We start from the raw sequence: 25,078 nt of genomic DNA on the forward strand, positions 1-25,078 counted from the left end.
TAACGCTACACATAAAACAACGCCTCAATATAAGACGTATTATTGAGTTAAAGCGCTACTAATCCCTTAGAATACAGTAATGAAGGTGAAGCCTTATTCGTGGCGGTGGGTGATGTTGTTTTTTCTGGCTACGTTGACGAGAAACATAAATGGCAGCCATACCAAATAAAAGTAATACCGCCCAAGTATAAAAAAGCGGTTCAATCGCTAAAGGAGGAATCGATAAGAGTGATTTAGCACTTAATTCGCAGGTTGAAAGTGAATATTTCCCTTCACTTGCATTTTGTTGCTCTGCAATTGGCGTCGAGAATGAGGACTGTGTTTGCGAAACAGCAGATGCTAAGCGCTCACTAATCACATGAGCCCCCATAGAGCGCTGAACAATACAACACAAGATCAGCAATACTGTTATCAACACTAGCCAGCGACCTGACCGCCAATTATGCATAGATTTCCTCATTTGTTGACCTGCTATCTTAACGGTAATCTACAGACAAACAACTCCTTAAGATAAACTTTACAAATTCTTTTCTTTTTTAGATTAACGCCTTTTTCTTCTTTGTTCTTTTTAACCTTTAACTTCTCATGGTTATTACTATAATAATTTTAAATATTGAAAATCACTTCCAAAAAACATTGAACAATTTTTTATTTCATCCTTTTATTGAGAGATAGCTCTCGTATTTGGAATATTGCACTTCCCAACCGTATGTTATTTGTTCTATTTATTAACATTATCAAAACAAATTAAAACAAAAAAGCAACACAAAGCAACACATCAATATCACCACGACAGGAGTTATTATGCGCATGCGTAAACTAGCATTATCATTAATGATTTTAGGGGCTGCAGGAGCTGTGCAAGCAGAAGAACTCACTGGTACCTTAAAAAAAATCAACGATAACGATATTATTATTGTTGGTCATCGTGAATCCTCTGTCCCTTTTTCATACTACGATAATCAACAAAAAGTGGTCGGATACTCTCAAGACTATTCCAACCTGATTGTTGAGGCAGTAAAAGAAAAATTAGGCAAACCTAACCTACAAGTTCGCCTTATCCCTATCACTTCTCAGAATCGAATTCCACTATTACAAAATGGTACATTTGACTTTGAGTGTGGCTCAACGACCAATAATCTCGCTCGCCAACAACAAGCTGATTTCTCGAATACTATTTTTATTGTTGGTACACGTTTACTTGCGAAAAAAGACAGTGGAATTAAAGATTTTGCTGATCTTGCGGGCAAAAATGTGGTTGTTACGTCAGGCACCACATCTGAAATGTTACTCAACAAGCTCAATGATGAGAAAAAAATGAATATGCGCATTATTAGCGCAAAAGATCATGGCGACTCATTCCGTACACTTGAATCAGGGCGTGCCGTTGCTTTTATGATGGATGACGCCTTATTAGCGGGTGAACGTGCTAAAGCGAAAAAACCTGCGTTATGGGAGATTGTGGGAACACCTCAATCAGAAGAAGCTTATGGCTGTATGTTACGCAAAGGTGATACACAATTTAAGTCGTTAATTGATGAAACCATTGCTAATGCGCAAAAATCTGGCGCAGCAGAAAAATCGTTCAACCGTTGGTTTAATGCCCCAATTCCACCGAAAAACCTCAATTTAGAATTCACTATCTCGGATGAAATGAAAGCACTGTTTGCATCACCAAATGATAAAGCATTGAACTAACAATGCATATAAGTAATTGATGCAAAATTAATAATTATAAAGTATCTGTTGGACAGACAGATCAGTGAAGTTTGGGGCAGCCGTTCCCTGCCCCATTTTTTTCACCGGAGGTGAAATCATGTCGATTGATTGGGATTGGGGGATATTCTTCCAAGAAGCCCCTTTTGGAAATACCACTTACTTAGGTTGGCTTATTTCAGGCTTTCAAGTTACTGTCGCTTTATCTCTTTGTGCTTGGATCATCGCTTTTATTGTCGGCTCTTTTTTTGGTATTTTACGAACCGTACCTAATCGCTTGCTCTCTAGTTTAGGGGCTATCTATGTTGAACTATTTCGTAACGTCCCCCTGATTGTACAATTCTTCACATGGTATTTAGTGATCCCTGAACTCTTACCACAAGCTATTGGTGATTGGTTCAAAATGGACTTAACGCCGAATATCCAATTCTTTGTCTCTTCAGCACTCTGTTTAGGTTTGTTTACCGCAGCGCGCATGTGTGAACAGGTGCGGGCGGCAATCAATTCATTACCAAGAGGACAAAAAGCAGCAGGCTTAGCACTAGGCTTAACACTGCCACAAACCTACCGCTATGTTTTATTACCTAATGCTTATCGCGTCATTATTCCGCCAATGACCTCTGAAATGCTGAACTTAGTCAAAAACTCTGCAATCGCCTCAACGATTGGCCTGATTGATATGGCTGCGCAAGCGAATAAATTATTAGATTATTCAGCTAAAGCTTATGAATCCTTTACCGCTATCACACTAGCCTATGTCTTTATTAACGTCATTATTATGTTGATTATGCACTGGTTAGAAAAACGGGTGCGTTTACCTGGCACAGCAGGAGGTCAATAATGTACGAGTTTGACTGGAGTTCTGTTGTTCCTAGCCTACCTTTTTTAATGGATGGCATGGTCATTACTTTAAAAATCACCATAACAGCAATTGTTATCGGTATTTTATGGGGAACAATACTTGCAGTGATGCGCTTATCTACTTTTAAGCCCATCAGTTGGTTTGCGGCCGCTTACGTTAATACCTTTCGTTCTATTCCTTTAGTGATGGTATTACTGTGGTTCTATTTAATTGTGCCTAACATATTACAAAATGTTCTAGGCCTTTCACCAAAAAGTGATATCCGTTTAATTTCAGCAATGGTAGCGTTCTCTCTATTTGAAGCTGCTTATTACTCTGAAATCATCAGAGCAGGTATACAAAGCATCAGTAAAGGCCAGTTTTCAGCATCCTTAGCTTTAGGAATGACAAAATCACAAACGATGCGTTTAGTGATTTTACCTCAAGCATTTCGTGCCATGATCCCTTTATTGCTCACACAAGGTATCGTTTTATTTCAAGATACCTCACTCGTGTATGTATTAAGTCTGACCGACTTTTTCCGAACAGCGGCAAATATTGGTGAGCGTGATGGCACACAGGTTGAAATGATCCTTTTTGCTGGTTTTGTCTACTTTATAATTAGTTTCTCCGCTTCAATGTTAGTGAACTTTCTTAAAAAAAGGACTACTTAGATGATTTCCCTAAAAGATGTATCCAAATGGTATGGTCAGTTTCAAGTACTGACAGATTGTTCCACTGAAGTGAAAAAGGGGGAAGTTGTTGTTGTCTGTGGACCTTCAGGATCAGGTAAATCGACACTTATCAAAACCGTTAATGGTTTAGAGCCTATACAACAAGGTGAAATCCTAGTAAATGATATAAAAGTCAATGATAAACGAACTGATTTAGCTAAGTTACGAGCCAAAGTTGGTATGGTGTTTCAACACTTTGAATTATTTCCTCACCTTTCCATTATTGAAAATCTTACACTAGCGCAAGTGAAAGTCCTTAATAGAGAGAAAGGTGCAGCAAAAGAGAAAGGGCTAAAATTATTAGAGCGCGTAGGCTTAGCCAACCACGCTAATAAATACCCTGCTCAACTTTCTGGTGGTCAACAACAACGCGTTGCTATTGCTCGTGCTTTATGTATGGATCCTATTGCGATGCTATTTGATGAACCCACATCCGCACTTGATCCTGAAATGATTAATGAAGTTCTTGATGTTATGGTTGAGCTGGCGAATGAAGGCATGACCATGATGGTGGTTACACACGAAATGGGCTTTGCTAAAAAAGTTGCTGACCGTATTATTTTTATGGATGAAGGTCGTATTGTCGAAGATAGCCCGAAAAATGACTTCTTTGATAATCCTAAATCAGAAAGGGCTAAAGATTTCCTAGCTAAAATCTTACATTAATCTTCAATTTTCTTTTTTATCCCACTCACTTTTCCCCTTTGCTGGCATGAATTATTACATGCCAGCAAAATATCGCTAAAAATAATCATCAACCTTTGATGACGCAACACAGTAGCAATTAATTCATTTTTCTTGCAATAATTAGGCTAAGCGGTTGAAAATCTCGCATTTATCATTAACAAAAAAATGCTGTTTTCGCGCTATCTCGCCATTGTGGCAAAAAAGTTATGCAAACAATGGCTTTCCTTGAGATCAATAGTTGTGGCTATTAGACAAAATCAGCTATGCTATGCAAGTCTTAATTCATCATAGCGGTTACCCTTCGGTAGCCATTAATTCACCATAGGATTATCGGTGCCATGCAAGAACAATATCGTCCCGAAGATATAGAGCAAACTATCCAGGAACACTGGGAAAAGAACAATACATTTAAAGTGACAGAAGATAATAACAAAGAAAAATATTACTGCCTGTCAATGCTACCTTATCCTTCTGGTCGACTACACATGGGACACGTCCGTAACTACACCATTGGTGACGTGATTTCCCGTTATCAACGTATGTTGGGTAAAAACGTCTTACAACCTATTGGTTGGGATGCGTTTGGTTTACCCGCAGAAGGTGCTGCCGTAAAAAATAACACCGCACCTGCACCGTGGACTTATGAAAATATCAATTATATGAAAGGCCAGTTAAAAAAACTGGGCTTTGGTTATGATTGGGATCGTGAAGTCACCACCTGTACACCAGAATATTATCGTTGGGAACAGTGGTTTTTCACTAAGCTGTATGAAAAAGGTTTAGTGTATAAAAAAACCTCTGCTGTAAACTGGTGCCCACACGACTTAACCGTACTGGCTAACGAACAAGTCATCGATGGTTGTTGCTGGCGTTGCGACACCCCTGTCGAGCGCAAAGAAATTCCACAGTGGTTTATTAAAATCACCGATTATGCTGAAGAGCTGTTAAACGACTTAGATACGTTAGATGAATGGCCAGAACAAGTTAAAACCATGCAACGTAACTGGATTGGCCGGTCTGAAGGTGTAGAAATTACCTTTGATGTCGCAGATAGCGACGATACTATGACCGTATATACCACACGTCCAGATACCTTTATGGGTGTCACTTATGTTGCTGTGGCCGCCGGTCATCCATTAGCTCAAAAAGCCGCTCAAAATAATCCTGAAATTCAGCACTTCATTGATGAATGCCGTAACATGAAGATGGCAGAAGCTGAAATGGCAACCATGGAGAAAAAAGGTATTGCTACAGGTCTGTATGCTATTCATCCATTAACCCAAGAGAAAATCGCTATTTGGGTAGCTAACTTTGTCTTAATGGAATACGGTACAGGTGCGGTTATGGCCGTTCCAGGTCACGATGAACGCGACTGGGAATTTGCCACTAAATATGGTTTGCCGATTAAAGCGGTTATTGCTGATGCAGAAGGTAACCAACCTGACTTATCAACAGGCGCTCTGACTGAGAAAAATAGCCTGATTAACTCTGGTGAATTCTCAGGACTTGATAACCAAGCTGGTTTTAATGCTATTGCAGATAAACTTACTGCAATGGGTGTGGGTGAACGTAAAGTGAATTACCGTTTACGTGACTGGGGTGTTTCTCGTCAACGTTATTGGGGTGCGCCAATTCCAATGGCAACCTTAGAAGATGGTACCGTTGTTCCAGTTCCTGATGACCAATTACCGGTTATTTTACCAGAAGATGTGAAAATGGACGGCATTACCAGTCCAATTAAAGCCGATCCTGAGTGGGCTAAAACAACGATTAATGGTCAACCAGCGCTACGTGAAACAGATACTTTTGATACCTTTATGGAATCTTCTTGGTATTACGCACGTTATACCTGCCCTGATTACGACAAGGGAATGTTAGATCCAAAAGCTGCTAACTATTGGTTACCGGTTGACTGGTACATTGGTGGTATTGAACACGCTATCATGCACCTGATGTATTTCCGTTTCTTCCATAAATTGATGCGTGATGCTGGTTTAGTTAATTCTGATGAACCTGCTAAACGCTTACTGTGCCAAGGCATGGTATTAGCAGATGCATTTTATTATACCGGTGAAGATGGCGCTCGCCATTGGGTCTCTCCTGCAGAAGCGATTGTTGAACGCGATGAAAAAAATCGCATCATCAAAGCAACTGACAGTGCAGGCCATGAACTGACTTACGCTGGTATGAGCAAAATGTCTAAATCAAAAAATAACGGCATCGACCCACAAACCATGGTTGAGCGTTATGGTGCTGATACCGTACGTCTATTTATGATGTTTGCTGCACCACCAGAATTAACACTTGAGTGGCAAGAATCAAGTGTTGAAGGTGCGAACCGTTTCTTACGTCGTTTATGGCGTTTAGTTCATGAGCATACCGAAAAAGGAACGACTCAATCACTTGATTTGGCAACATTAACCACAGAGCAGAAAGACTTACGTCGCGATTTACACAAAACTATCGCCAAAGTTTCTGATGATGTAGGTCGTCGCTTAGCATTCAATACGGCTATTGCTGCGATTATGGAGTTAATGAATAAATTAACACGTGCACCACAAGAGACTGAGCAAGATCGTGCTTTAATGCAAGAAGCATTAGAAGCGGTGGTACGTATGCTTTCTCCTATCATTCCACATGCTTGTTTTGTTATGTGGCAAGCGTTAGGTGGTAAAGAGGATATTGATGTTGCACCATGGCCTGTTGCTGATGAAGAAGCGATGGTCGATGACACGAAACTTATTATTGTTCAAGTTAATGGTAAAGTACGTGGTCGTATCACTGTTCCTGCTAATTCAGAAAAAGATTATGTTCAGGAAATGGCAACAAAAGAGTACAGTGTTGCTAAATATTTAGAAAATGTCACCGTACGTAAAGTGATTTATGTACCGGGCAAATTACTGAACATCGTTGTTGGCTGATAAGGAGGCTTAGTGCGATATCTATTTTCGCTGTTTTTTGCGTTAGCGGTGTTGGTCACCGCTGGCTGCGGTTTTCACCTACAAGGTAAAACCCAAGTTCCAGCTGAATTAAAAACGCTTTACCTAAGCTCTGGTGACCCATACGGGCCACTATCTCGTGTAATGCGTCAACAATTGAGATTAAGTGGAGTTCAACTGGTTGAAACGCCAAAAGCAGATATTCCTGTTCTCAAAATTGTTGGATCTTCAGAAAATAAAGAGACTGTCTCTGTGTATCAAGACGGTAAATCGGCTGAACGTCAGCTCACTTTTGTCCTAGATGCACAAGTGATTATGCCTGATGGAACCATCTACCCTATTTCATCACAGGTTTCACGTCCATTCTTTGATAACCCATTAGAAGCATTAGCTAAAGATGCCGAAAATGATATTATCAAACAGGAAATGCGTGAACAGGCTACCGCTATCTTAGTACGTAAATTATTGGTGGTTCACAATGCTGAACGCCAAAAAGCGTCAGAGGCAGCTAAAGCGAAACAGATAATCTCACCAGCCAAATGATCCGCCTTTATCCAGAACAACTTAATGCGCAACTCCAAGAGGGGTTGCGCCAAAGTTACCTACTTTGGGGTAATGAACCGCTATTACTCCAAGAATCTCAAGATGCCATTCAAACGGTGGCAAAATCACAAGGCTTTACGGAACATTATCAATTTACCCTTGATAACAGCACTGATTGGAATGAAATATATTCACTCTGCCAGTCACTGAGTCTTTTTTCACAAAAGCAATCTATCTTACTCCATCTTCCTGAGAATGGTCCTAATGCGGCAATGTCAGAAAAGCTCTTACGCTTATCTCACGAATTGCATGAAGATCTCTTGTTAATTTTACGTGGACATAAATTAACCAAGGCACAGGAAAATAGCGAATGGTTTAAAACACTCAGCCAGCAAGGTATTTATGTGACTTGCTTAACCCCTGAGTTAGATAAATTACCAAATTGGGTAGCGAGACGCGCCAAACAAAAAGGCCTTGAGCTTGATGAACAAGGTAATCAATTACTGTGTTACTGCTATGAAGGAAATTTACTCGCTTTAGCTCAAGCAATTGAACGCCTCTGTTTGCTCTATCCTGATGGTAAATTAACCCTGCCAAGAGTTGAAGCGGCTGTCAATGATGCCTCTCATTTTACTGCTTATCATTGGATTGATGCATTATTAGCAGGCAAAACCCAACGGGCATGGCATATCTTGCAGCAACTAAAAAGAGAGGATATTGAACCCGTTATTCTACTTAGAACATTGCAACGCGAATTAATGCAATTAATTACCTTACATCGTAGCGCTAAAACGGCCTCCTTAAAATCCGTTTTCGATCAACATCGGATATGGCAAAACCGACGTCCGATATTTACCGCCGCGTTACAACGTTTGTCAGAGCATCAATTACTCACTGCCATGCGATTACTTACCCAGATTGAAATAACCCTTAAACAGGATCACGGACAAAACGTTTGGCCTGAACTTCATGCCCTTGGCTTATTATTATGTGGAAAAGCATTACCGGAAGGATTTATTCGCCATGGCTAGCACCAATAATAACCCCCCTTTAATTCATCAAGCCATTGCTCTATATGGTGGTACTTTTGATCCGATCCATTATGGGCATTTACGTCCTGTAGAAGCCCTTTCTGGCTTGATAGGGCTAAAAGAAGTGATTTGGTTGCCTAATAATATTCCCCCTCATCGCCCCCAACCAGAAGCCTCTTCACAACAGCGATTAGCCATGGTGCGGCTCGCATTACAACCTTTTAGTGCTTTCAAAGTCGACACTCGAGAGTTAGAGAAACCGACTCCCTCTTATACCATTGAGACATTAAAAGCGTTTAGACAAGAAATTGGTGAGAAACAGCCATTAGCCTTTATTATTGGACAAGATTCATTACTTTCAATTGATACTTGGCATAAATGGGAAGAGTTGTTAGATGTGTGTCACTTATTGGTTTGCGCTCGCCCGGGTTACCAAACCACATTTACATCACCACAAATGCAAACCTGGCTTGAACAACATCAAACCAAACAGCAAGCAGATATTCACTGTTTACCCGCCGGGAAAATTTTTCTTGCTGATACTCCTTTATACAATATTTCAGCGACCGATATTAGGGCTAGACATAAAGCAGGATTAGATTGTCATGATCTTCTGCCTGAGTCTGTTGAAAACTATATCAAACAGCATCAGTTGTATCGATAACAGATCTTAGAGATTAAAATTGCGCTCTTAAGTCATCAAATACCGCTGGATAAGGTGAAAAATAGCGTTGAGAAAGTAGATAATTATCAGGATAAAACGCCAAGTAGTTTTTCAACCGTGACAAAGGAGCCGAAAGACTCGTTTTTCCTTGCCGATAAGATAAAATCTCTTGTGTTAACAACTGTTTTTGCTCTGCGCTAAGTGCTCGCTTAAAATATCCCGCCATATGCATTAATGCATTGGTATGCCCTTCTCGAGTTGCTGGTATTGACAGTGCTTTCATTAAGGCCTTTTGATACTGCTCGGCAAATTGTAACAGCGGTAGCGAATTAGGGATATTGGCCATATAACGCCCCAATTCTCGATAAGCGACTTGAGAATAAGCCATTAACAAATATTTATATCGACTATGAAATTGGATCAGTGCTTTTTTGCTCAACTTAGCATTTACCTGCTGTTGATAATCAATTAAGGCAAAAAACTGTGTCAGAAAATGTTCCAATCCACTAGGTTGAGAAAATTGTTCAAGGGTTAATTGTAACTCTCCTTCCCCCAAAATCTGCATGAATAAGGTTGATGAATATTCCCCTTTCATTTTAACCCGACAAATCACTGCCTTATTTTGTCGTTTTTCATCATTATTTTGTTTAATTTCAATGCCTTCATAGCATAACAATTGACAAAATCGTTGCCAATCTGCCTGTAACAATGCGTTTTTGTTACTCGCTATTTCTGAAGTTTGCTCCAAATAATAATAATTTTCTTTCATTCGTCTGTTTCTCTTAGTCACTATCTCAACATTACACCGTATAATGATACAATCATTGACGTGATGATACCGTTATCAGGTATTTCACGAGCATTGACAGACATTGTTTTACTGTTATTCTCACCCTCGGCTCCCATTAAGGGAACTGTGGAGTAAAATTGTCGTCTAATTGGAAAGTTCTTATCTGCCGGCTTTTATTATTTATTATGGCGCAATAAATAGGCATATATGAATTTTTCTAAATCAAGCGTCGAATAGCAACCATACTTGATAGATGTTTTTGCTATCGACAACTGGAATAAATCATCGAGTAAAATAGATTTATTGGTATAAATTCCTTTAAAATAGCGCTTTGTTATTTTCTCGATTGAGTTAACTAAATAGAAAAAGGTGACCCTTTTGCAAGGCTCAGAATTACAGCAATTTATTATTGATAAACTTGAGGATTCTAAAGCTCAAGACATTATCGCATTAGATGTTCGTGGAAAATCAAGTGTCACTGATTACATGATCATCTGTACGGGAACTTCAAACAGACACTTAATGTCTGTCGCCGATAATCTGGTTGATGACTGTCGTGAAGCAGGATTACAACCTTTAGGCATCGAAGGACAAGGCGTTTCTGATTGGATTGTTGTTGACCTTGGTGAAGCCATGGTACACGTAATGCAAGAAGACAGTCGCCGTATGTACGAACTCGAAAAACTCTGGAGCTGAGTTTGAAATTACAGCTCATCGCCGTTGGTACAAAAATGCCGGACTGGATCCAGACCGGCTTTATGGATTATCTTAACCGCTTTCCCAAAGATATGCCCTTAGAACTCATCGAGATCCCCGCGGGTAAACGAGGGAAAAATGCTGATATTAAGCGTATTCTCGAAAAAGAAGGCGAACAGATGTTAGCAGCGGTAGGTAAAGGAAATCGTATCGTCACCCTTGATATTCCTGGCGCCCGTTGGGATACCCCAAAACTTGCCGAACAACTCGATCGCTGGAAGTTAGATGGAAGAAATGTCAGCTTATTAATTGGTGGCCCTGAAGGTTTAGCCCCCGCTTGTAAAGCAGCTGCAGAACAAAGTTGGTCTTTATCTCCATTAACTATGCCACATCCGCTAGTACGTGTAGTGGTAGCAGAAAGCCTTTACCGTGCATGGAGTATTACCACAAACCATCCTTATCATCGGGAATAATAAATTGGCGGGTAAGTAAGTGAAATCAACTAATGGGATGAAGAAAAGAAAACGCACCCCGTTTCGAGATTATACAGCGGAGTCAAAACTCTTTATCCGCCGTGTTATTGTCGCATTTTCAGGGATCTTAGTTTTAACGGGCATCTTAGTTTTTAACTTGTATCACTTACAAGTCGCTCGCCACGATGATTATCAAACTCGCTCGAATGATAACCGGATCAAATTAGTTCCCATCCCACCGAGCCGAGGCATTATTTACGATCGTAATGGGGTTCCACTTGCCCTAAATCGTACTATCTATCAATTAGAAATCGTACCGGAGAAAGTGGCTAATATCCAAGAAACATTGGAGAGTTTACGAGAGGTCGTTGATTTAACTGACGACGATATTGCTGCATTTGAAAAAGAGCGAAAACGCTCTCGTCGTTTTAGTTCTATTCCGCTTAAAACGTCACTTGACCAAGTGCAAGTGGCACGTTTTGCCATTAATCAATATCGCTATCCCGGATTAGAAATCAAAGGCTATCAACGTCGCTATTACCCTTATGGTTCAGCCCTTACTCATGTTATTGGTTATGTTGCAAAAATTAATGATAAAGATGTAGAACGTCTTGAAAAAGAAGGGCTCTATCCTAATTACGCAGCAACCCGAGATATCGGTAAATTAGGTATTGAACGCTATTATGAATCTGTTTTGCATGGTAAAACCGGTTATGAAGAGGTCGAAGTTAATAGCCGTGGCCGTGTGATCCGCCAATTGCATGAGCAACCACCACAAGCCGGTAAAGATATCTACCTAACTATTGATCTTGAATTACAAACCTATATTGAAACGCTATTAACCACTAGCCGAGCGGCTGTGGTCGTCACAGATCCTCGTAACGGCGAGATATTAGCACTGGTTTCTAATCCAAGTTATGACCCTAACCTATTTGTTGGGGGAATATCTAATACAGACTATCAAGGCCTACTTAATAATCCCGATAGACCATTAATAAACCGGGCAACCCAAGGGCTCTATCCTCCGGCATCAACGGTTAAACCCTTTATGTCTGTTGCAGCCCTAAGTGAAGGGGTTATTACTCCTAACACAACTATCCATGATCCGGGCTGGTGGCAACTGCCCGGCTCTGAAAAACGCTATCGTGACTGGAAACGTTGGGGTCATGGAAAACTCAATGTTACTAAATCCATTATTGAGTCAGCAGATACTTTCTTCTATCAAGTTGCCTATGATATGGGTATTGATCGTATTTCCACATGGATGTCCCGCTTTGGCTATGGTGAATACACGGGGATTGACCTTTCTGAAGAGCGTAATGGCATTATGCCAACCCGAGAATGGAAACAACAACGATATAAAAAACCTTGGTATCAAGGGGATACCATCCCTGTTGGTATAGGTCAAGGTTACTGGACGGCGACCCCAATCCAAATGTCAAAAGCGTTAATGACCTTAATTAACGATGGTCAGGTTAAAACCCCTCACTTACTTTATGGCACCAAGTTAGGTAATGAAATGCTACCTTACGTGGATAAAGAGACACGCCAAATTGGCGATATCAACTCCGGTTATTGGGAGTTAGCGAAGTACGGTATGTATGGTGTTGCCAATCTACCCAATGGTACAGGGCGACGTAGCTTTGCTGATGCTCCTTATAAGATTGCTGCAAAATCAGGTACAGCACAGGTATTTAGTTATGAAACCTATAATGCTAGCCAATTAGCAGAACATCTTCGTGATCATAAATTAATGATTGCTTTTGCGCCTTATGAAAACCCTACCGTTGCCGTCTCTATAATTTTAGAAAATGGTGGTGCTGGCCCATCTGTTGGGGATATTACTCGCCAAATACTTGATCACATTATACTTGGAGACAACAACACCGAGTTGCCTATTTCCCCGCCTTCACCGCGTGGCTCAGAGGAATAACCCAATGACAGAAAATAACAAGAAAAAATCACTCTGGACGCGTTTACATATCGATCCATTCTTTATGCTCTGTATTATTGCCTTATTATGCTATAGCGCATTTATTATGTGGACAGCAAGTGGGCAAGATCCCGATATGATGGAACGCAAGCTGGGACAAATTGCTACGGGTTTTATCGTTATGATTATCATGGCGCAGATCCCTCCACGGGTGTATGAAAACTGGGCTCCTCACCTTTACGTATTTTGTGTTGTATTACTTATTTTTGTTGATGTCTTTGGGCAAATTAGTAAAGGTGCACAACGCTGGCTTGATTTAGGTATCATACGTTTTCAGCCTTCTGAAATTGCCAAAATTGCCGTTCCTCTAATGGTCGCTCGCTTTATGAACCGTGATGTTTGTCCGCCAACATTACGTAACACAGCAATAGCCTTAGTGTTGATCTTCGTCCCCACCCTTTTAGTGGCTGCACAACCTGATTTGGGTACCTCTATTTTAATTGCTGCTTCAGGAATTTTTGTTATCTTCCTTGCCGGTATGAGTTGGCGTTTAATTACTGTCGCAACACTATTAATTGCTGGATTTATTCCGATACTCTGGTTTTTCTTGATGCATGATTACCAACGAACACGGGTCATGATGTTACTTGATCCTGAAATTGACCCCTTAGGAGCCGGATATCATATTATCCAATCTAAAATTGCTATCGGTTCTGGTGGATTACATGGCAAAGGTTGGTTACAAGGGACTCAGTCTCAACTTGAGTTTTTACCAGAGCGCCATACCGACTTTATTTTTGCCGTACTCGCAGAAGAATTAGGACTGATTGGTGTTTTAATCCTACTAACGCTCTATATACTCTTAATTGCTCGAGGTCTTTATCTCGCGACAAAAGCACAAAATACATTTGGCAGAGTCATGATTGGTGGATTAATGCTGATCTTCTTTGTTTATGTTTTCGTCAATATTGGTATGGTGAGTGGGATCCTCCCAGTAGTCGGCGTGCCATTACCACTGGTAAGCTATGGGGGATCGGCATTAATTGTACTAATGGCAGGATTTGGCATTGTTATGTCAATTCATACACACCGAAAACTATTATCAAAAAGTTTATAATGAGGTTTCTATGCGTTTGCAATGGGTTTTGATGGGTGTCAGTGCATTGCTACTTGCAGGATGTGTTGCTGATAAACCTGTGAATAATAATCAGCCAACCACAAGGTTGCCAAATGTACCTACACAACCCGTATTAGGTATAGAGCCTCGTTATGAGCCTTATCACCCGACTGCGAATCAAGATTATCGTAAAAATGGGGTAATTTATCGCATAGTCAAAGATCCGGCGAACTTTAGTGAACGAGGACAAGCGATTGTTTACGACAGCTTAGCAATGAGTCGCTTAACAACCATAGGTGAACGAGTCAACCCTTATGAGTTTGCTGCGGCACACCCAACATTGCCTATTCCAAGTTATGCGAAAATAACAAACTTAATCAATGGACGCACAATGATTGTGCGAATTAACGATCGTGGCCCTTACGTTGAAGGCAAACAAATACAGGTTACACCTGCTGTTTATAACAGTTTGCAGTTAATGCCAACAACCCCTATTCAAATTGAAGGTATTGTCGTTGATCAAAATGGCCAAATAAGTGGTATTGGTACTCAAGGTGCACAAATAGAGAAAAGAGCTACTACATTACCTGAGCGTCCTAACTTTAATACTCAGCCATCGACAATGGCTCCCCAACCCTCTGTAACAGCACCGTCTCCCATAACAGTGACTCAACCAGCTCCAGCTCCAGCTCCAGCTCCAGCTCCAGCTCCAGCTCCAGCTCCAGCTCCAGCTCCAGCTCCAGCTCCAGCTCCAGCTCCAGCTCCAGCTCCAGCTCCAGCTCCAGCTCCACAGCCAGTATCTTCATCTAGCGCAATAGCGCAAGGCTACTATGTACAAGTAGGTGCTTTAAGTAATCAAACTAATGCACAAACATGGTTATCTGAATTAACCAATGCTTTAAATACCCAAGGTGTCATTAATACAACTGATGGACTACATAAAGTGCAATTAGGCCCCTACTCATCAAAAACGCAAGCCGAAACAATAAAAAGTGCTTTGAAACAAAGTAAAAATATCGATGGGTTTATTGTTAGCCAATAAAGGGTAATAATTCGTAAAAACTCTTTTTCTAAAAGCAAATTCAGGCATAGAATCACCTGAGTTTGCTGATATTTTTCTTATCAACTTTTATTTATTTTCCCTGAATTTCCGGAACAGACAAACAGAATGAAACAGACACGCCCAGTGAAATTACTAAGAACACGTCTATTTAGTGCAACCTTTATATTATTAGCTATTAGCCATCATGCTATTGCTGATGACACATTAAAAACAATGATACCCGCTGTTCCTAATATCGAAGCCGAATCCTATATTCTTATCGACTATAATTCTGGGAAAGTCCTCGCGGAAAAAAATGCAGATGTCCGTCGTGATCCAGCCAGTTTAACCAAAATGATGACCAGTTATGTTATAGGTCAAGCCATTCGTGCAGGAAAAATATCGAACAACGATATTGTTCCTATTGGTGAAGAAGCATGGGCAACGGGCAACCCTGTATTTCGCGGCTCATCATTAATGTTTTTGAAACCCGGTGATAAAGTCACCGTTTCACAATTAACACGCGGTATCAATCTACAATCAGGTAATGATGCCTGTGTAGCAATGGCCTCTTATGTTGCGGGAAGCCAAGATACCTTTGTCACTATGATGAATGACTATGTTAAGCGTCTAGGTTTACAAAACACACAATTTCAAACTGTACATGGTTTAGATGCACCTGGGCAATACAGTAGTGCACGAGATATGGCATTGATTGGCGCCGCATTAATTCGTGATGTTCCAGAAGAATATGCCATTTATAAAGAAAAAGAGTTTACCTACAATAATATCCGTCAAACTAACCGTAATGGTTTACTTTGGGATACTAGCCTCAATGTTGATGGTATTAAAACAGGTCATACTGAAGCTGCGGGTTATAATCTTGTTGCCTCTGCAACAGAAGGAAATATGCGCTTGATTTCTGCTGTGATGGGGGGACACTCATCTAAAGGCCGTGATGCTGAAAGTAAAAAACTACTTACTTGGGGTTTTCGCTTCTTTGAAACGGTAAAACCGCTGCAAGTGGGTAAAGAATTTGCCGCTGAACCTATCTGGTATGGTGATACTGATAAAGTGCAATTAGGGGTTGATAAAGATGTTTATCTCACGATCCCCCGTGGCCGACTCAAAGATCTAAAGGCCAGTTATGTATTAGATAATGTTGAATTACATGCGCCAGTCAGTAAAAACCAAGTGGTTGGCACCATTAATTTCCAACTTGATGGGCAAGTCATTGAACAACGTCCACTTGTTGTTATGAATGAAGTGAAAGAAGGTGGCATTTTCAGCCGCTTGATTGATTACATCAAATTATTATTTTCACGTTGGTTTGGTTAAGGCTTGAAAAGGATAAATGTGTCCATATATAAAGATTATATCGATATTGGAATAAACACATTTACCCATTCTATATTTACCCTAACTATCAGTATCGCATTCCTCATTATAGGAGGAATGCGCTTTTTATTTGTGCTGATGAGGTGTAAAAGAGATTATTAAAACAACATCGCCTGTTGTCTTAAGGATTACATTATGATGAAAACAAAATTAAACGAACTATTAGAGTTCCCTTGCTCATTTACTTACAAAGTCATGGGTCATGCTAAACCCGAATTAGTTGACCAAGTCGTTGAAGTGATCCAGCGTCATGCACCCGGTGATTATACACCTTCAGTAAAACCAAGTAGCAAAGGTAACTATCACTCAGTCTCGGTGACTATCAACGCAACGCATATTGAACAAGTAGAAACCCTCTATAAAGAGTTAGGTGAATTAGAGCTTGTTCGCATGGTGTTATAATTTTTTTCTATTTGCCCCCTTACCCTATTAGGGGGCATTAGACGTACTTAAGAAGCAATATTACGCAGTATCTTCTCTTTATCTTTCTCTTTCACCTTACTTCTTATATTAATTCTTATTATTTCGTTATTGATTTGTCACCTAGATTTAGTAAGTCTCACTTAAATAAAAGCCTAATTGGGGTTAATCGCCAATTAAGCACTGCTTGGTTAATCACATCTATCCCCCTTCTCACTACGTCGTTTTTTTATCAATATTCCTTTATCAAACACAAACTGAAGCAATAATCTCATCTCATTCTGGTAGTTCATTTGTTGGAGCGTTATACTGCCTTTCACAATTACGCTACAAATGAAGATTTTCACGGTGCAAGATAAAACAATCATTATTCGCCAATTGGGTATGAAACCCTATTTACCGGTTTCTGATTCTATGCATCAGTTTACGGAAAAACGGGAAAGTCATACACCTGATGAAATATGGCTGGTTCAACATGAACAGGTTTTTACCCAAGGTCAAGCGGGTAAAGCAGAACACCTTTTAAACACAGGCTCTATACCGGTGATCCAATCTGACCGCGGTGGACAAGTAACCTACCACGGCCCTGGCCAACAAGTGATGTATGTTTTGCTTGATCTAAAACGTAACCATATTGGCGTTCGCCAATTAGTCACTGTTTTAGAGAATACTGTGATCAACACACTCGCAGAATTTAATGTAGACGCATATGCTCGTGCAGATGCACCGGGCGTGTATGTTAATGGTGATAAAATTTGCTCTTTGGGATTACGTATACGCAAAGGTTGCTCTTTTCACGGTCTAGCACTTAATGTTGATATGGACTTATCTCCTTTTACGCGAATAAATCCTTGTGGTTATCCTGATCTAAAAATGACACAACTGGTTGATTTAGCGCCTAATGCAACATCGGAACAAGTGGCATCATTATTAATCAACCATTTTTGTACACAACTGGGATTCCAACCACAGCAATAAAAATGCTATAATTTTTTTAACATTTATCATTTTTTTTTAAAACCCTGATTACCTCAGTCACATCGTGTTAATCACCCTAGATAACTGGAACTGGCACAATTATGAGTAAACCTATTCAGATGGAACGCGGCGTAAAATATCGTGACGCCGATAAAATGGCACTTATTCCTGTTAAAACAATCGTTACAGAACGTGAAGAACTGCTACGCAAACCTGAGTGGATGAAAATAAAGTTGCCCGCAGATTCAAGTAAAATTCAAGGTATTAAAGCGGCCATGCGTAAAAATGGCCTGCATTCTGTTTGTGAAGAGGCTTCATGCCCTAATCTTGCAGAATGTTTTAACCACGGTACCGCAACCTTTATGATCTTAGGGGCAATCTGTACGCGTCGTTGCCCATTTTGCGACGTTGCTCATGGTCGTCCTAACGCACCCGATCCCCAAGAGCCAATTAAATTAGCCCAAACGATAAAAGATATGGGATTACGTTATGTTGTTATCACCTCAGTAGATCGCGATGACCTACGCGATGGTGGTGCACAACATTTTGCCGATTGTATTACCGCTATCCGTGAAAAAAATCCTAATATTCGCATCGAAACTTTAGTCCCTGATTTCCGTGGTCGTATGGATAAAGCATTAGAGATCCTCACTGACACACCACCAGACGTCTTTAACCACAATTTAGAAAACGTACCTCGTGTTTATCGTCAAGTGCGTCCTGGTGCGAACTATCAATGGTCTCTAACGTTACTAGAACGCTTTAAACAAGCCCACCCAAATATTCCAACTAAATCGGGGTTAATGGTCGGTTTAGGTGAAACAAATGAAGAAATTATTGACGTGATGCGCGATCTGCGTAAACATGGTGTAACGATGCTGACATTAGGGCAATATTTACAACCCAGTCGTCACCATCTTCCTGTTCAACGCTACGTCAGTCCTGACGAGTTTGAATATATGAAAGAGCAAGCATTAGCGATGGGCTTTACCCACGCCGCTTGTGGACCATTTGTTCGTTCGTCTTATCATGCTGATCTTCAAGCTCAAGGGATTGAGGTTAAATAACGATTAATCTCTCTTATGCTTAACATTGCAATAGCTGTATTTATCGGCGGTGGTTTAGGTAGCGTACTACGCTGGCTAATTAGCTACCGCCTCAATTCTCTTTTTCCCCATTTTGCAACGGGGACCTTGGTCGCTAACTGTATTGGTGCCTTTATTATCGCCTTTGGCATTGCTTGGTTTAGTAAAGCTCCCAATATTGACCCTATTTGGAAAATCATGCTTACCACAGGTTTTTGTGGCGGCTTAACCACCTTTTCTACTTTTTCTGTTGAGGTGGTCGCCTTATTTAATGAAGGACGAATAGGCTGGGCATTAGGCACCATGGGGGCAAACTTAGCGGGCTCGTTTCTGATGACGGCATTCGCATTCTGGCTACTCCGTGAAATGTAGTCTCTTTAACAAGATAAAAACCGTTAATCATAAAGTTGTACTCTTTTAGTTAAGCGATTTATAAGGCCTGAACTTAATATTCAACCAATGTCAGGCCTTTTAATTTGATTTTGTTCCCGGTGGTATTACTCAATAAATTAGCCAATTTTATCAATACATACATTGATATTTTGAAATGATAGCTATGATGTATTCTTGATTTTAATAATTTAAAAAACTTTCAACCACGGTATTTATCCCGCAGCTAGATACGCAAGCTCCTCTTTAAATTTCTCAAGTCTTTTTTCATCATCAAAACGAGCGAGAGTTATGCAGTGTGGCAAGCATAGTCACCCTAAGTAGCAATGATGATGTTTAAATCCCCCCTGTATTTGACATAAAAAGACCCCCAATAATTGGTTGTCCAACTATTGGGGGTCATTTCAAAAACGTTTTTTACTTTTGGAGAAGTCGTTAATTAGATAGCGACAACGTTTGCAGCAGATGGCCCTTTCGCGCCGTCAGTAACTTCAAACTCTACCTTTTGACCTTCAGCAAGTGTTTTAAAACCTTCTGAAACAATAGCGGAAAAGTGGACGAACACATCTTTACTGCCATCTTCTGGAGTGATAAAACCAAAACCTTTAGTTTCGTTAAACCACTTAACGTTACCTTTTAATTTAGACATCAAGTTTACCTTTAAAATAGAAAATAAACGCAAGCGTTTTGCGTTGGCTATAGTAAAACAAAAATGATGATTCGCTGTCCACAGTCTAGATCACGAAACGCGTATTTTTTTTCTGTTAAACGATTATTATTCAGACAAATCCCATAACTTAAGCCATTAATCACTTAAGAAATAGTGCTTAATACTTACAATATGAACTATTCGTCAATATCCACTTTTTCATAGTGTAATAGCCAACGTTTGATATCAAGTCCCCCAGTATAGCCTACTAACTTACCATTATGACCAATGACGCGATGGCAAGGAATAATTAACGAGATTGGGTTACGTGAATTTGCCATTCCTACCGCTCTGCAATAGTTGACGGAACCTAATGTAAGTGCCAACTTTTTATAACTCCAAATTTCACCATAAGGAATAGACTGTAAAGTCTGCCAAACGCGTATTTGAAATTCGGTTCCTTTAGGCGCTAGTGGCACTGAAAATAGGGTGCGTTTACCCGAAAAATACTCTTTTAACTGTTTTATACACAGGTCAATTATGGCATTTGAATTAACTAACGCCTCTTTTTCACTAACAAAGTTAAGGCTGGTGATGCCATCATCATCTGCAGTAATGGATATATAAGGCTTTGGAAAACCTTTCGGCGTATTGAGATAATCTTGGTACATAATGTGTTCTCTATTGATTTGTCTGTATCATCAAGATTAAAACATGCTTTGTAAGTAAATCAATCATCTAATTTTCTACTATACCTAATAAAAATTGCTCAAATGAGCGATAAGAAAATAAAATAAATCTGCTAACTGCTTAATTTTAATAATAATCATTATCAAAAATAAAAAACACCATATCTAGTGTGGTTGAAAAAGAATAAACCTATATATAGTATTTAAGCACTTTTCATTGTGACTGTGAGCAGACACATTCACATTTTTATAAGGGTTATTCTATGTCTGTGATCCTCTATACCAAACCAAATTGTGTTCAATGCAGTGCAACCGAGCGCGCATTACAACAACAAAAAATTCCTTTCACTGCGGTTGATCTCACCCAAGACACTCAAGCATTAGCAAAAATAGTTTCTATGGGATATCGCCAAGTACCGGTTGTCGTTAATGGTGACGAACATTGGTCTGGCTTTTGCCCAGATAAAATTCGTCAAATAGCGCGCTAAAGGAGCAACTTATGCAATCGACTGCCCCTTTAATTTATTTCTCTAGTCGCTCAGAAAATTGTCACCGCTTCGTACAAAAACTTAATCTACAAGCGACAAGGATAAAAGAGGATGAACCACTACAAGCCACACAACCTTTTGTGTTGCTCTGCCCAACTTATGGTGGCGGTGGCGTTAAAGGCGCAGTGCCTAAAGCGGTGATCCAGTTTTTAAATATTCCTGAAAATCGCCAATTAATACGCGGTGTTATTGCTTCAGGAAATACCAATTTTGGCTCTGCTTACGGCTTAGCAGGTGACATTATTGCACAAAAATGCCAAGTCCCTTTTCTCTATCGTTTTGAGTTACTTGGTACGCCTGAAGATGTTAAACGTGTAAAAACCGGATTAAGCACATTTTGGTCAGCTAGCAAATAATGACTAAAAAGTGAATGAGATAAAAAATATGACCCACTCTATAGAACAACTCGATTATCACGCCTTAAATGCCATGCTCAATCTCTATGATGAGCAAGGCAATATCCAGTTTGATAAAGACAAATTAGCCACCCACCATTTTTTTCGTCAACACGTTAATCAAAATACGGTGTTTTTTCATGATCTAAAAGAAAAGCTCGATTTTCTGGTGCAACAACACTACTACGAAGCACAAGTATTAGAGCAGTACGATTTCCCGTTTATCAAACAGCTTTTTAAGCATGCCTATAGCAAAAAATTTCGCTTTCAATCGTTCCTAGGTGCATTTAAATACTACACCAGTTACACCTTAAAAACCTTTGATGGTGAGCGTTATCTCGAACGCTATGAAGATCGTGTTTGTATGGTTGCCTTAACCCTAGCACAGGGGAATACCAAACTCGCCACTCACCTTGTCGATGAGATAATTAGTGGCCGTTTCCAGCCTGCAACCCCTACTTTCTTAAATTGTGGAAAAAAACAGCGTGGCGAATTGGTCTCTTGTTTTTTATTACGTATCGAAGACAACATGGAGTCCATTGGCCGAGCAGTCAATTCTGCGTTGCAATTGTCGAAACGTGGCGGAGGTGTTGCTTTCTTACTGACTAATTTACGAGAAGCAGGAGCTCCCATAAAACGCATTGAAAACCAATCGTCTGGCGTAGTACCGGTAATGAAAATGCTTGAAGATGCCTTCTCATATGCCAATCAATTAGGCGCAAGACAAGGAGCTGGAGCGGTTTATCTCCATGCTCATCATCCTGATATCTATCATTTTCTAGATACAAAACGAGAAAATGCTGATGAAAAAATACGTATTAAGACGCTTTCATTAGGTGTCGTTATTCCCGACATTACCTTTGAATTAGCTAAACGCAACGAAGATATGTATCTATTTTCACCTTATGATGTAGAACGAGTATATGGCGTTCCTATGTCAGAAATCAGTATTAGCGAAAAATATACTGAAATGGTCAACAATGCAGAGATACGTAAGAAAAAAATTAAAGCACGGGCATTTTTTCAAACTTTAGCTGAAATTCAATTTGAATCAGGTTATCCCTATATTATGTTTGAAGATACCGTCAATCGCGCAAATCCGATTGCGGGCCGAATTAATATGAGCAATTTATGCTCAGAAATCTTACAAGTAAATAGTGCCAGTGAATACAATCCTGATTTAAGTTATCGACAAATTGGTCATGATATTAGCTGTAATCTCGGATCAATGAATATCGCCATGGCGATGGACTCACCAGATTTTGCGCATACCGTAAATGTTGCCATCAGAGCACTGACGAGTGTGGCACAAATGACTAAAATAGAATCAGTACCTTCTATTGAAAAAGGCAACCAAGCATCTCATGCCATTGGTTTAGGGCAAATGAACTTACATGGTTATTTAGCCCGTGAAGGGATTTATTACGGTTCAGAAGAAGGACTTGATTTTACCAATATCTATTTCTATACCGTAACATACTATGCCCTTTTAGCCTCTAACCAATTAGCGATAGAGACTAAACAGCGCTTTAAAGGGTTTGAACAGTCAAAATATGCCACTGGGGAGTATTTTGATAAATATTTATCAAAACAGTGGTTACCTAAAACCCAAAAAGTCCACCAGCTATTTAGCCAATCCAATATTCATATTCCAACCCAAGAAGATTGGCAAAAACTTAAGCTCTCGATTATGACTCACGGTATTTATAATCAAAACTTACAAGCAATACCGCCAACAGGATCAATCTCTTATATCAATCACTCTACATCGAGTATTCACCCCATTGTGGCACCGATTGAAATAAGAAAAGAAGGTAAAATCGGTCGGGTTTATTACCCCGCCCCTTTTATGACCAATGAAAACCGTCATTTTTATCAAGATGCTTATGAAATTGGCGCAGAAAAAATTATCGATACCTATGCACAAGCATCACAACATATCGACCAAGGATTGTCGCTAACATTATTCTTTTCTGATGAAGCAACCACAAGGGATGTTAATAAAGCACAAATTTATGCATGGCGTAAAGGTATAAAGACCTTGTATTACATTCGTATTAGACAAACAGCATTAGCCGGCACAGAAATAAAAGGCTGTGTTTCATGCGCCCTTTAATAATAATGATAAGGAAAGTGTTACTATGTCTGCATCTTATTTAAGTCGTGTTAATGCGATAAATTGGAATCGTATTGAAGACGAAAAAGATTTAGAAGTTTGGAACCGTTTAACCATGAATTTTTGGTTACCCGAAAAAATTCCACTTTCTAATGATATACCTTCATGGAATACCTTAACCCAAGCTGAAAAACAGTTGACTATCCGTGTATTTACAGGGCTTACACTGCTCGATACGATACAAAATACGGTCGGGGCACCAACCTTAATGCCTGATGCTCAGACTCCTCATGAAGAGGCGGTATTATCGAATATCTGTTTTATGGAAGCGGTACATGCTCGCTCTTATAGCTCGATATTTTCGACACTCTGCTTAACAACAGATGTTGATGATGCTTATCGTTGGAGTGAAGAAAATACCTATTTGCAAAAGAAATCAGATATTATTCTGCGTTATTATCAAGATAGTGATCCATTAAAGAAAAAAATTGCCAGTGTATTTTTAGAGTCTTTTTTATTCTATTCTGGATTTTATTTACCAATGTATTGGTCAAGTCGAGGGAAATTAACCAATACAGCTGACTTAATTCGTTTAATTATTCGTGACGAAGCTGTGCATGGTTATTATATTGGCTATAAATTCCAAAATCAGTTATTAAATAAATCATCATTAGAGAAACAAGATATTAAAGACTTTTCTTTCTCATTATTATTAGATTTATATGATAATGAAGTTAAATATACAGAAGATCTCTACGACTCTGTCGGTTGGACAGAAGATGTAAAAAAATTCCTTCATTATAATGCGAATAAAGCGCTGATGAATTTAGGTTATGAAGCACTATTTCCAGATGAAATAACTAATGTTAGTCCAGCAATACTTTCATCACTATCGCCAGATGCAAATGAAAATCATGATTTCTTTTCTGGCTCAGGCTCTTCTTATGTTATTGGTAAAACGATCAATACCGAAGATGATGACTGGGATTTCTAGCTAACCCTCTACAGTAAAAAATAGAATACATTCATATTAATTATGAATTAATCAATTAATATAATGCACTGAAAAATAAAACTTATTTTTTAGTGCCTTTTTATTTGCTTGAAAAACAACCTGATTGTGTAATTTTTACCGTCCCATTAACCAGAATTATCAATTTTTTACGAATGATTTTTATGACTAGTTATCGATAACTTAAGATCA

The 25,078-nt window shown here is 39.5% G+C and carries 26 protein-coding genes; 22 read left to right on the forward strand and 4 right to left on the reverse strand.

Annotated elements, in window-relative coordinates:
* Positions 1-58 precede the first annotated feature (58 nt).
* Positions 59-448, reverse strand: coding sequence for a hypothetical protein (locus tag AACU98_RS10960; RefSeq protein ID WP_004246039.1), 390 nt, complete (start codon positions 446-448; stop codon positions 59-61).
* 356 nt (positions 449-804) lie between these two features.
* Here AACU98_RS10960 and AACU98_RS10965 point away from each other — a divergent pair, with 356 nt between their 5' ends.
* The 8 genes from AACU98_RS10965 to nadD all read left to right on the forward strand — a co-directional run bounded on the left by AACU98_RS10965 (position 805) and on the right by nadD (position 9,155).
* Positions 805-1,698, forward strand: coding sequence for an amino acid ABC transporter substrate-binding protein (locus tag AACU98_RS10965; RefSeq protein WP_004246040.1), 894 nt, complete (start codon positions 805-807; stop codon positions 1,696-1,698).
* 118 nt (positions 1,699-1,816) lie between these two features.
* Positions 1,817-2,557: an amino acid ABC transporter permease gene (locus AACU98_RS10970; protein WP_004247440.1), complete on the forward strand. Its 741-nt coding sequence runs from the start codon at positions 1,817-1,819 to the stop codon at positions 2,555-2,557.
* Positions 2,557-3,231, forward strand: a complete 675-nt coding sequence (gltK, locus tag AACU98_RS10975) for a glutamate/aspartate ABC transporter permease GltK (RefSeq protein WP_004246042.1) — start codon at positions 2,557-2,559, stop codon at positions 3,229-3,231. Before AACU98_RS10970 ends, gltK begins: the two co-directional genes overlap by 1 nt.
* A complete protein-coding gene (locus AACU98_RS10980) occupies positions 3,232-3,957 on the forward strand; it encodes an amino acid ABC transporter ATP-binding protein (RefSeq protein WP_004246043.1) in 726 nt (241 codons plus the stop codon).
* 359 nt (positions 3,958-4,316) lie between these two features.
* Positions 4,317-6,899: a leucine--tRNA ligase gene (gene leuS / locus AACU98_RS10985; protein WP_161735896.1), complete on the forward strand. Its 2,583-nt coding sequence runs from the start codon at positions 4,317-4,319 to the stop codon at positions 6,897-6,899.
* Between the two features lie 12 nt (positions 6,900-6,911).
* Positions 6,912-7,460 carry an LPS assembly lipoprotein LptE gene (gene lptE, locus AACU98_RS10990; protein WP_004246045.1) on the forward strand — a complete coding sequence of 183 codons (549 nt, stop codon included), beginning with the start codon at positions 6,912-6,914 and terminating at the stop codon, positions 7,458-7,460.
* Positions 7,457-8,491: a DNA polymerase III subunit delta gene (gene holA / locus AACU98_RS10995; protein WP_017628838.1), complete on the forward strand. Its 1,035-nt coding sequence runs from the start codon at positions 7,457-7,459 to the stop codon at positions 8,489-8,491. Before lptE ends, holA begins: the two co-directional genes overlap by 4 nt.
* Positions 8,484-9,155, forward strand: a complete 672-nt coding sequence (nadD, locus tag AACU98_RS11000) for a nicotinate-nucleotide adenylyltransferase (RefSeq protein ID WP_004252240.1) — start codon at positions 8,484-8,486, stop codon at positions 9,153-9,155. Before holA ends, nadD begins: the two co-directional genes overlap by 8 nt.
* Before the next feature lie 13 nt (positions 9,156-9,168).
* Here the strand turns inward: nadD and AACU98_RS11005 are convergent, their stop codons facing one another.
* Positions 9,169-9,924 carry a YbgA family protein gene (locus AACU98_RS11005; protein WP_017628839.1) on the reverse strand — a complete coding sequence of 252 codons (756 nt, stop codon included), beginning with the start codon at positions 9,922-9,924 and terminating at the stop codon, positions 9,169-9,171.
* A gap of 390 nt (positions 9,925-10,314) precedes the next feature.
* Here AACU98_RS11005 and rsfS point away from each other — a divergent pair, with 390 nt between their 5' ends.
* The 10 genes from rsfS (at position 10,315) to crcB (ending at position 19,459) form a co-directional block, all read left to right on the forward strand.
* On the forward strand, positions 10,315-10,641 hold the full coding sequence (rsfS, locus tag AACU98_RS11010) for a ribosome silencing factor (protein WP_004246049.1): 327 nt from the start codon (positions 10,315-10,317) through the stop codon (positions 10,639-10,641).
* Positions 10,642-10,643: 2 nt separating this feature from the next.
* Positions 10,644-11,114: a 23S rRNA (pseudouridine(1915)-N(3))-methyltransferase RlmH gene (rlmH, locus tag AACU98_RS11015; RefSeq protein ID WP_004246050.1), complete on the forward strand. Its 471-nt coding sequence runs from the start codon at positions 10,644-10,646 to the stop codon at positions 11,112-11,114.
* Between the two features lie 37 nt (positions 11,115-11,151).
* Positions 11,152-13,047, forward strand: coding sequence for a peptidoglycan DD-transpeptidase MrdA (mrdA, locus tag AACU98_RS11020; RefSeq protein ID WP_004246051.1), 1,896 nt, complete (start codon positions 11,152-11,154; stop codon positions 13,045-13,047).
* A 4-nt stretch (positions 13,048-13,051) separates the two neighbouring features.
* Positions 13,052-14,164, forward strand: coding sequence for a peptidoglycan glycosyltransferase MrdB (gene mrdB / locus AACU98_RS11025; RefSeq protein WP_004246052.1), 1,113 nt, complete (start codon positions 13,052-13,054; stop codon positions 14,162-14,164).
* Between the two features lie 10 nt (positions 14,165-14,174).
* A complete protein-coding gene (rlpA, locus tag AACU98_RS11030) occupies positions 14,175-15,206 on the forward strand; it encodes an endolytic peptidoglycan transglycosylase RlpA (RefSeq protein ID WP_049210528.1) in 1,032 nt (343 codons plus the stop codon).
* A gap of 126 nt (positions 15,207-15,332) precedes the next feature.
* Positions 15,333-16,544, forward strand: coding sequence for a D-alanyl-D-alanine carboxypeptidase DacA (dacA, locus tag AACU98_RS11035; protein ID WP_004246054.1), 1,212 nt, complete (start codon positions 15,333-15,335; stop codon positions 16,542-16,544).
* 198 nt (positions 16,545-16,742) lie between these two features.
* On the forward strand, positions 16,743-17,006 hold the full coding sequence (gene ybeD, locus AACU98_RS11040; RefSeq protein ID WP_026090527.1) for a DUF493 family protein YbeD: 264 nt from the start codon (positions 16,743-16,745) through the stop codon (positions 17,004-17,006).
* Positions 17,007-17,357: 351 nt separating this feature from the next.
* Positions 17,358-18,002: a lipoyl(octanoyl) transferase LipB gene (lipB, locus tag AACU98_RS11045; RefSeq protein WP_004246056.1), complete on the forward strand. Its 645-nt coding sequence runs from the start codon at positions 17,358-17,360 to the stop codon at positions 18,000-18,002.
* A 101-nt stretch (positions 18,003-18,103) separates the two neighbouring features.
* Positions 18,104-19,069 carry a lipoyl synthase gene (lipA, locus tag AACU98_RS11050; protein WP_004246057.1) on the forward strand — a complete coding sequence of 322 codons (966 nt, stop codon included), beginning with the start codon at positions 18,104-18,106 and terminating at the stop codon, positions 19,067-19,069.
* A gap of 15 nt (positions 19,070-19,084) precedes the next feature.
* Positions 19,085-19,459 (forward strand): fluoride efflux transporter CrcB, encoded by a 375-nt coding sequence (crcB, locus tag AACU98_RS11055; RefSeq protein ID WP_004246058.1) that lies wholly within the window; start codon positions 19,085-19,087, stop codon positions 19,457-19,459.
* Between the two features lie 457 nt (positions 19,460-19,916).
* Here crcB and cspE read toward each other — a convergent pair whose 3' ends face one another.
* Positions 19,917-20,126, reverse strand: a complete 210-nt coding sequence (gene cspE, locus AACU98_RS11060) for a transcription antiterminator/RNA stability regulator CspE (RefSeq protein ID WP_004246068.1) — start codon at positions 20,124-20,126, stop codon at positions 19,917-19,919.
* Positions 20,127-20,323: 197 nt separating this feature from the next.
* Positions 20,324-20,797 carry a methylated-DNA--[protein]-cysteine S-methyltransferase gene (locus AACU98_RS11065; RefSeq protein WP_004246069.1) on the reverse strand — a complete coding sequence of 158 codons (474 nt, stop codon included), beginning with the start codon at positions 20,795-20,797 and terminating at the stop codon, positions 20,324-20,326.
* A 281-nt stretch (positions 20,798-21,078) separates the two neighbouring features.
* On the opposite strand from AACU98_RS11065, the gene nrdH reads away from it, so the two are divergent.
* From nrdH to nrdF, 4 genes are read left to right on the forward strand one after another with little or no spacing between them, the layout of a single operon-like run.
* Complete coding sequence (nrdH, locus tag AACU98_RS11070; RefSeq protein WP_004246071.1) at positions 21,079-21,303, forward strand: glutaredoxin-like protein NrdH; 225 nt, start codon at positions 21,079-21,081, stop codon at positions 21,301-21,303.
* 11 nt (positions 21,304-21,314) lie between these two features.
* Entirely contained in the window at positions 21,315-21,719 is a 405-nt protein-coding gene (gene nrdI, locus AACU98_RS11075) for a class Ib ribonucleoside-diphosphate reductase assembly flavoprotein NrdI (RefSeq protein WP_004246072.1), read from the forward strand.
* 28 nt (positions 21,720-21,747) lie between these two features.
* Positions 21,748-23,874, forward strand: coding sequence for a class 1b ribonucleoside-diphosphate reductase subunit alpha (nrdE, locus tag AACU98_RS11080; RefSeq protein WP_004252248.1), 2,127 nt, complete (start codon positions 21,748-21,750; stop codon positions 23,872-23,874).
* A gap of 25 nt (positions 23,875-23,899) precedes the next feature.
* Positions 23,900-24,868, forward strand: a complete 969-nt coding sequence (gene nrdF / locus AACU98_RS11085) for a class 1b ribonucleoside-diphosphate reductase subunit beta (RefSeq protein WP_049216863.1) — start codon at positions 23,900-23,902, stop codon at positions 24,866-24,868.
* The last annotated feature ends 210 nt before the right edge of the window (positions 24,869-25,078 follow it).

Source organism: Proteus sp. G4380 (assembly GCF_963885725.1).
GTDB lineage: Bacteria > Pseudomonadota > Gammaproteobacteria > Enterobacterales > Enterobacteriaceae > Proteus > Proteus mirabilis.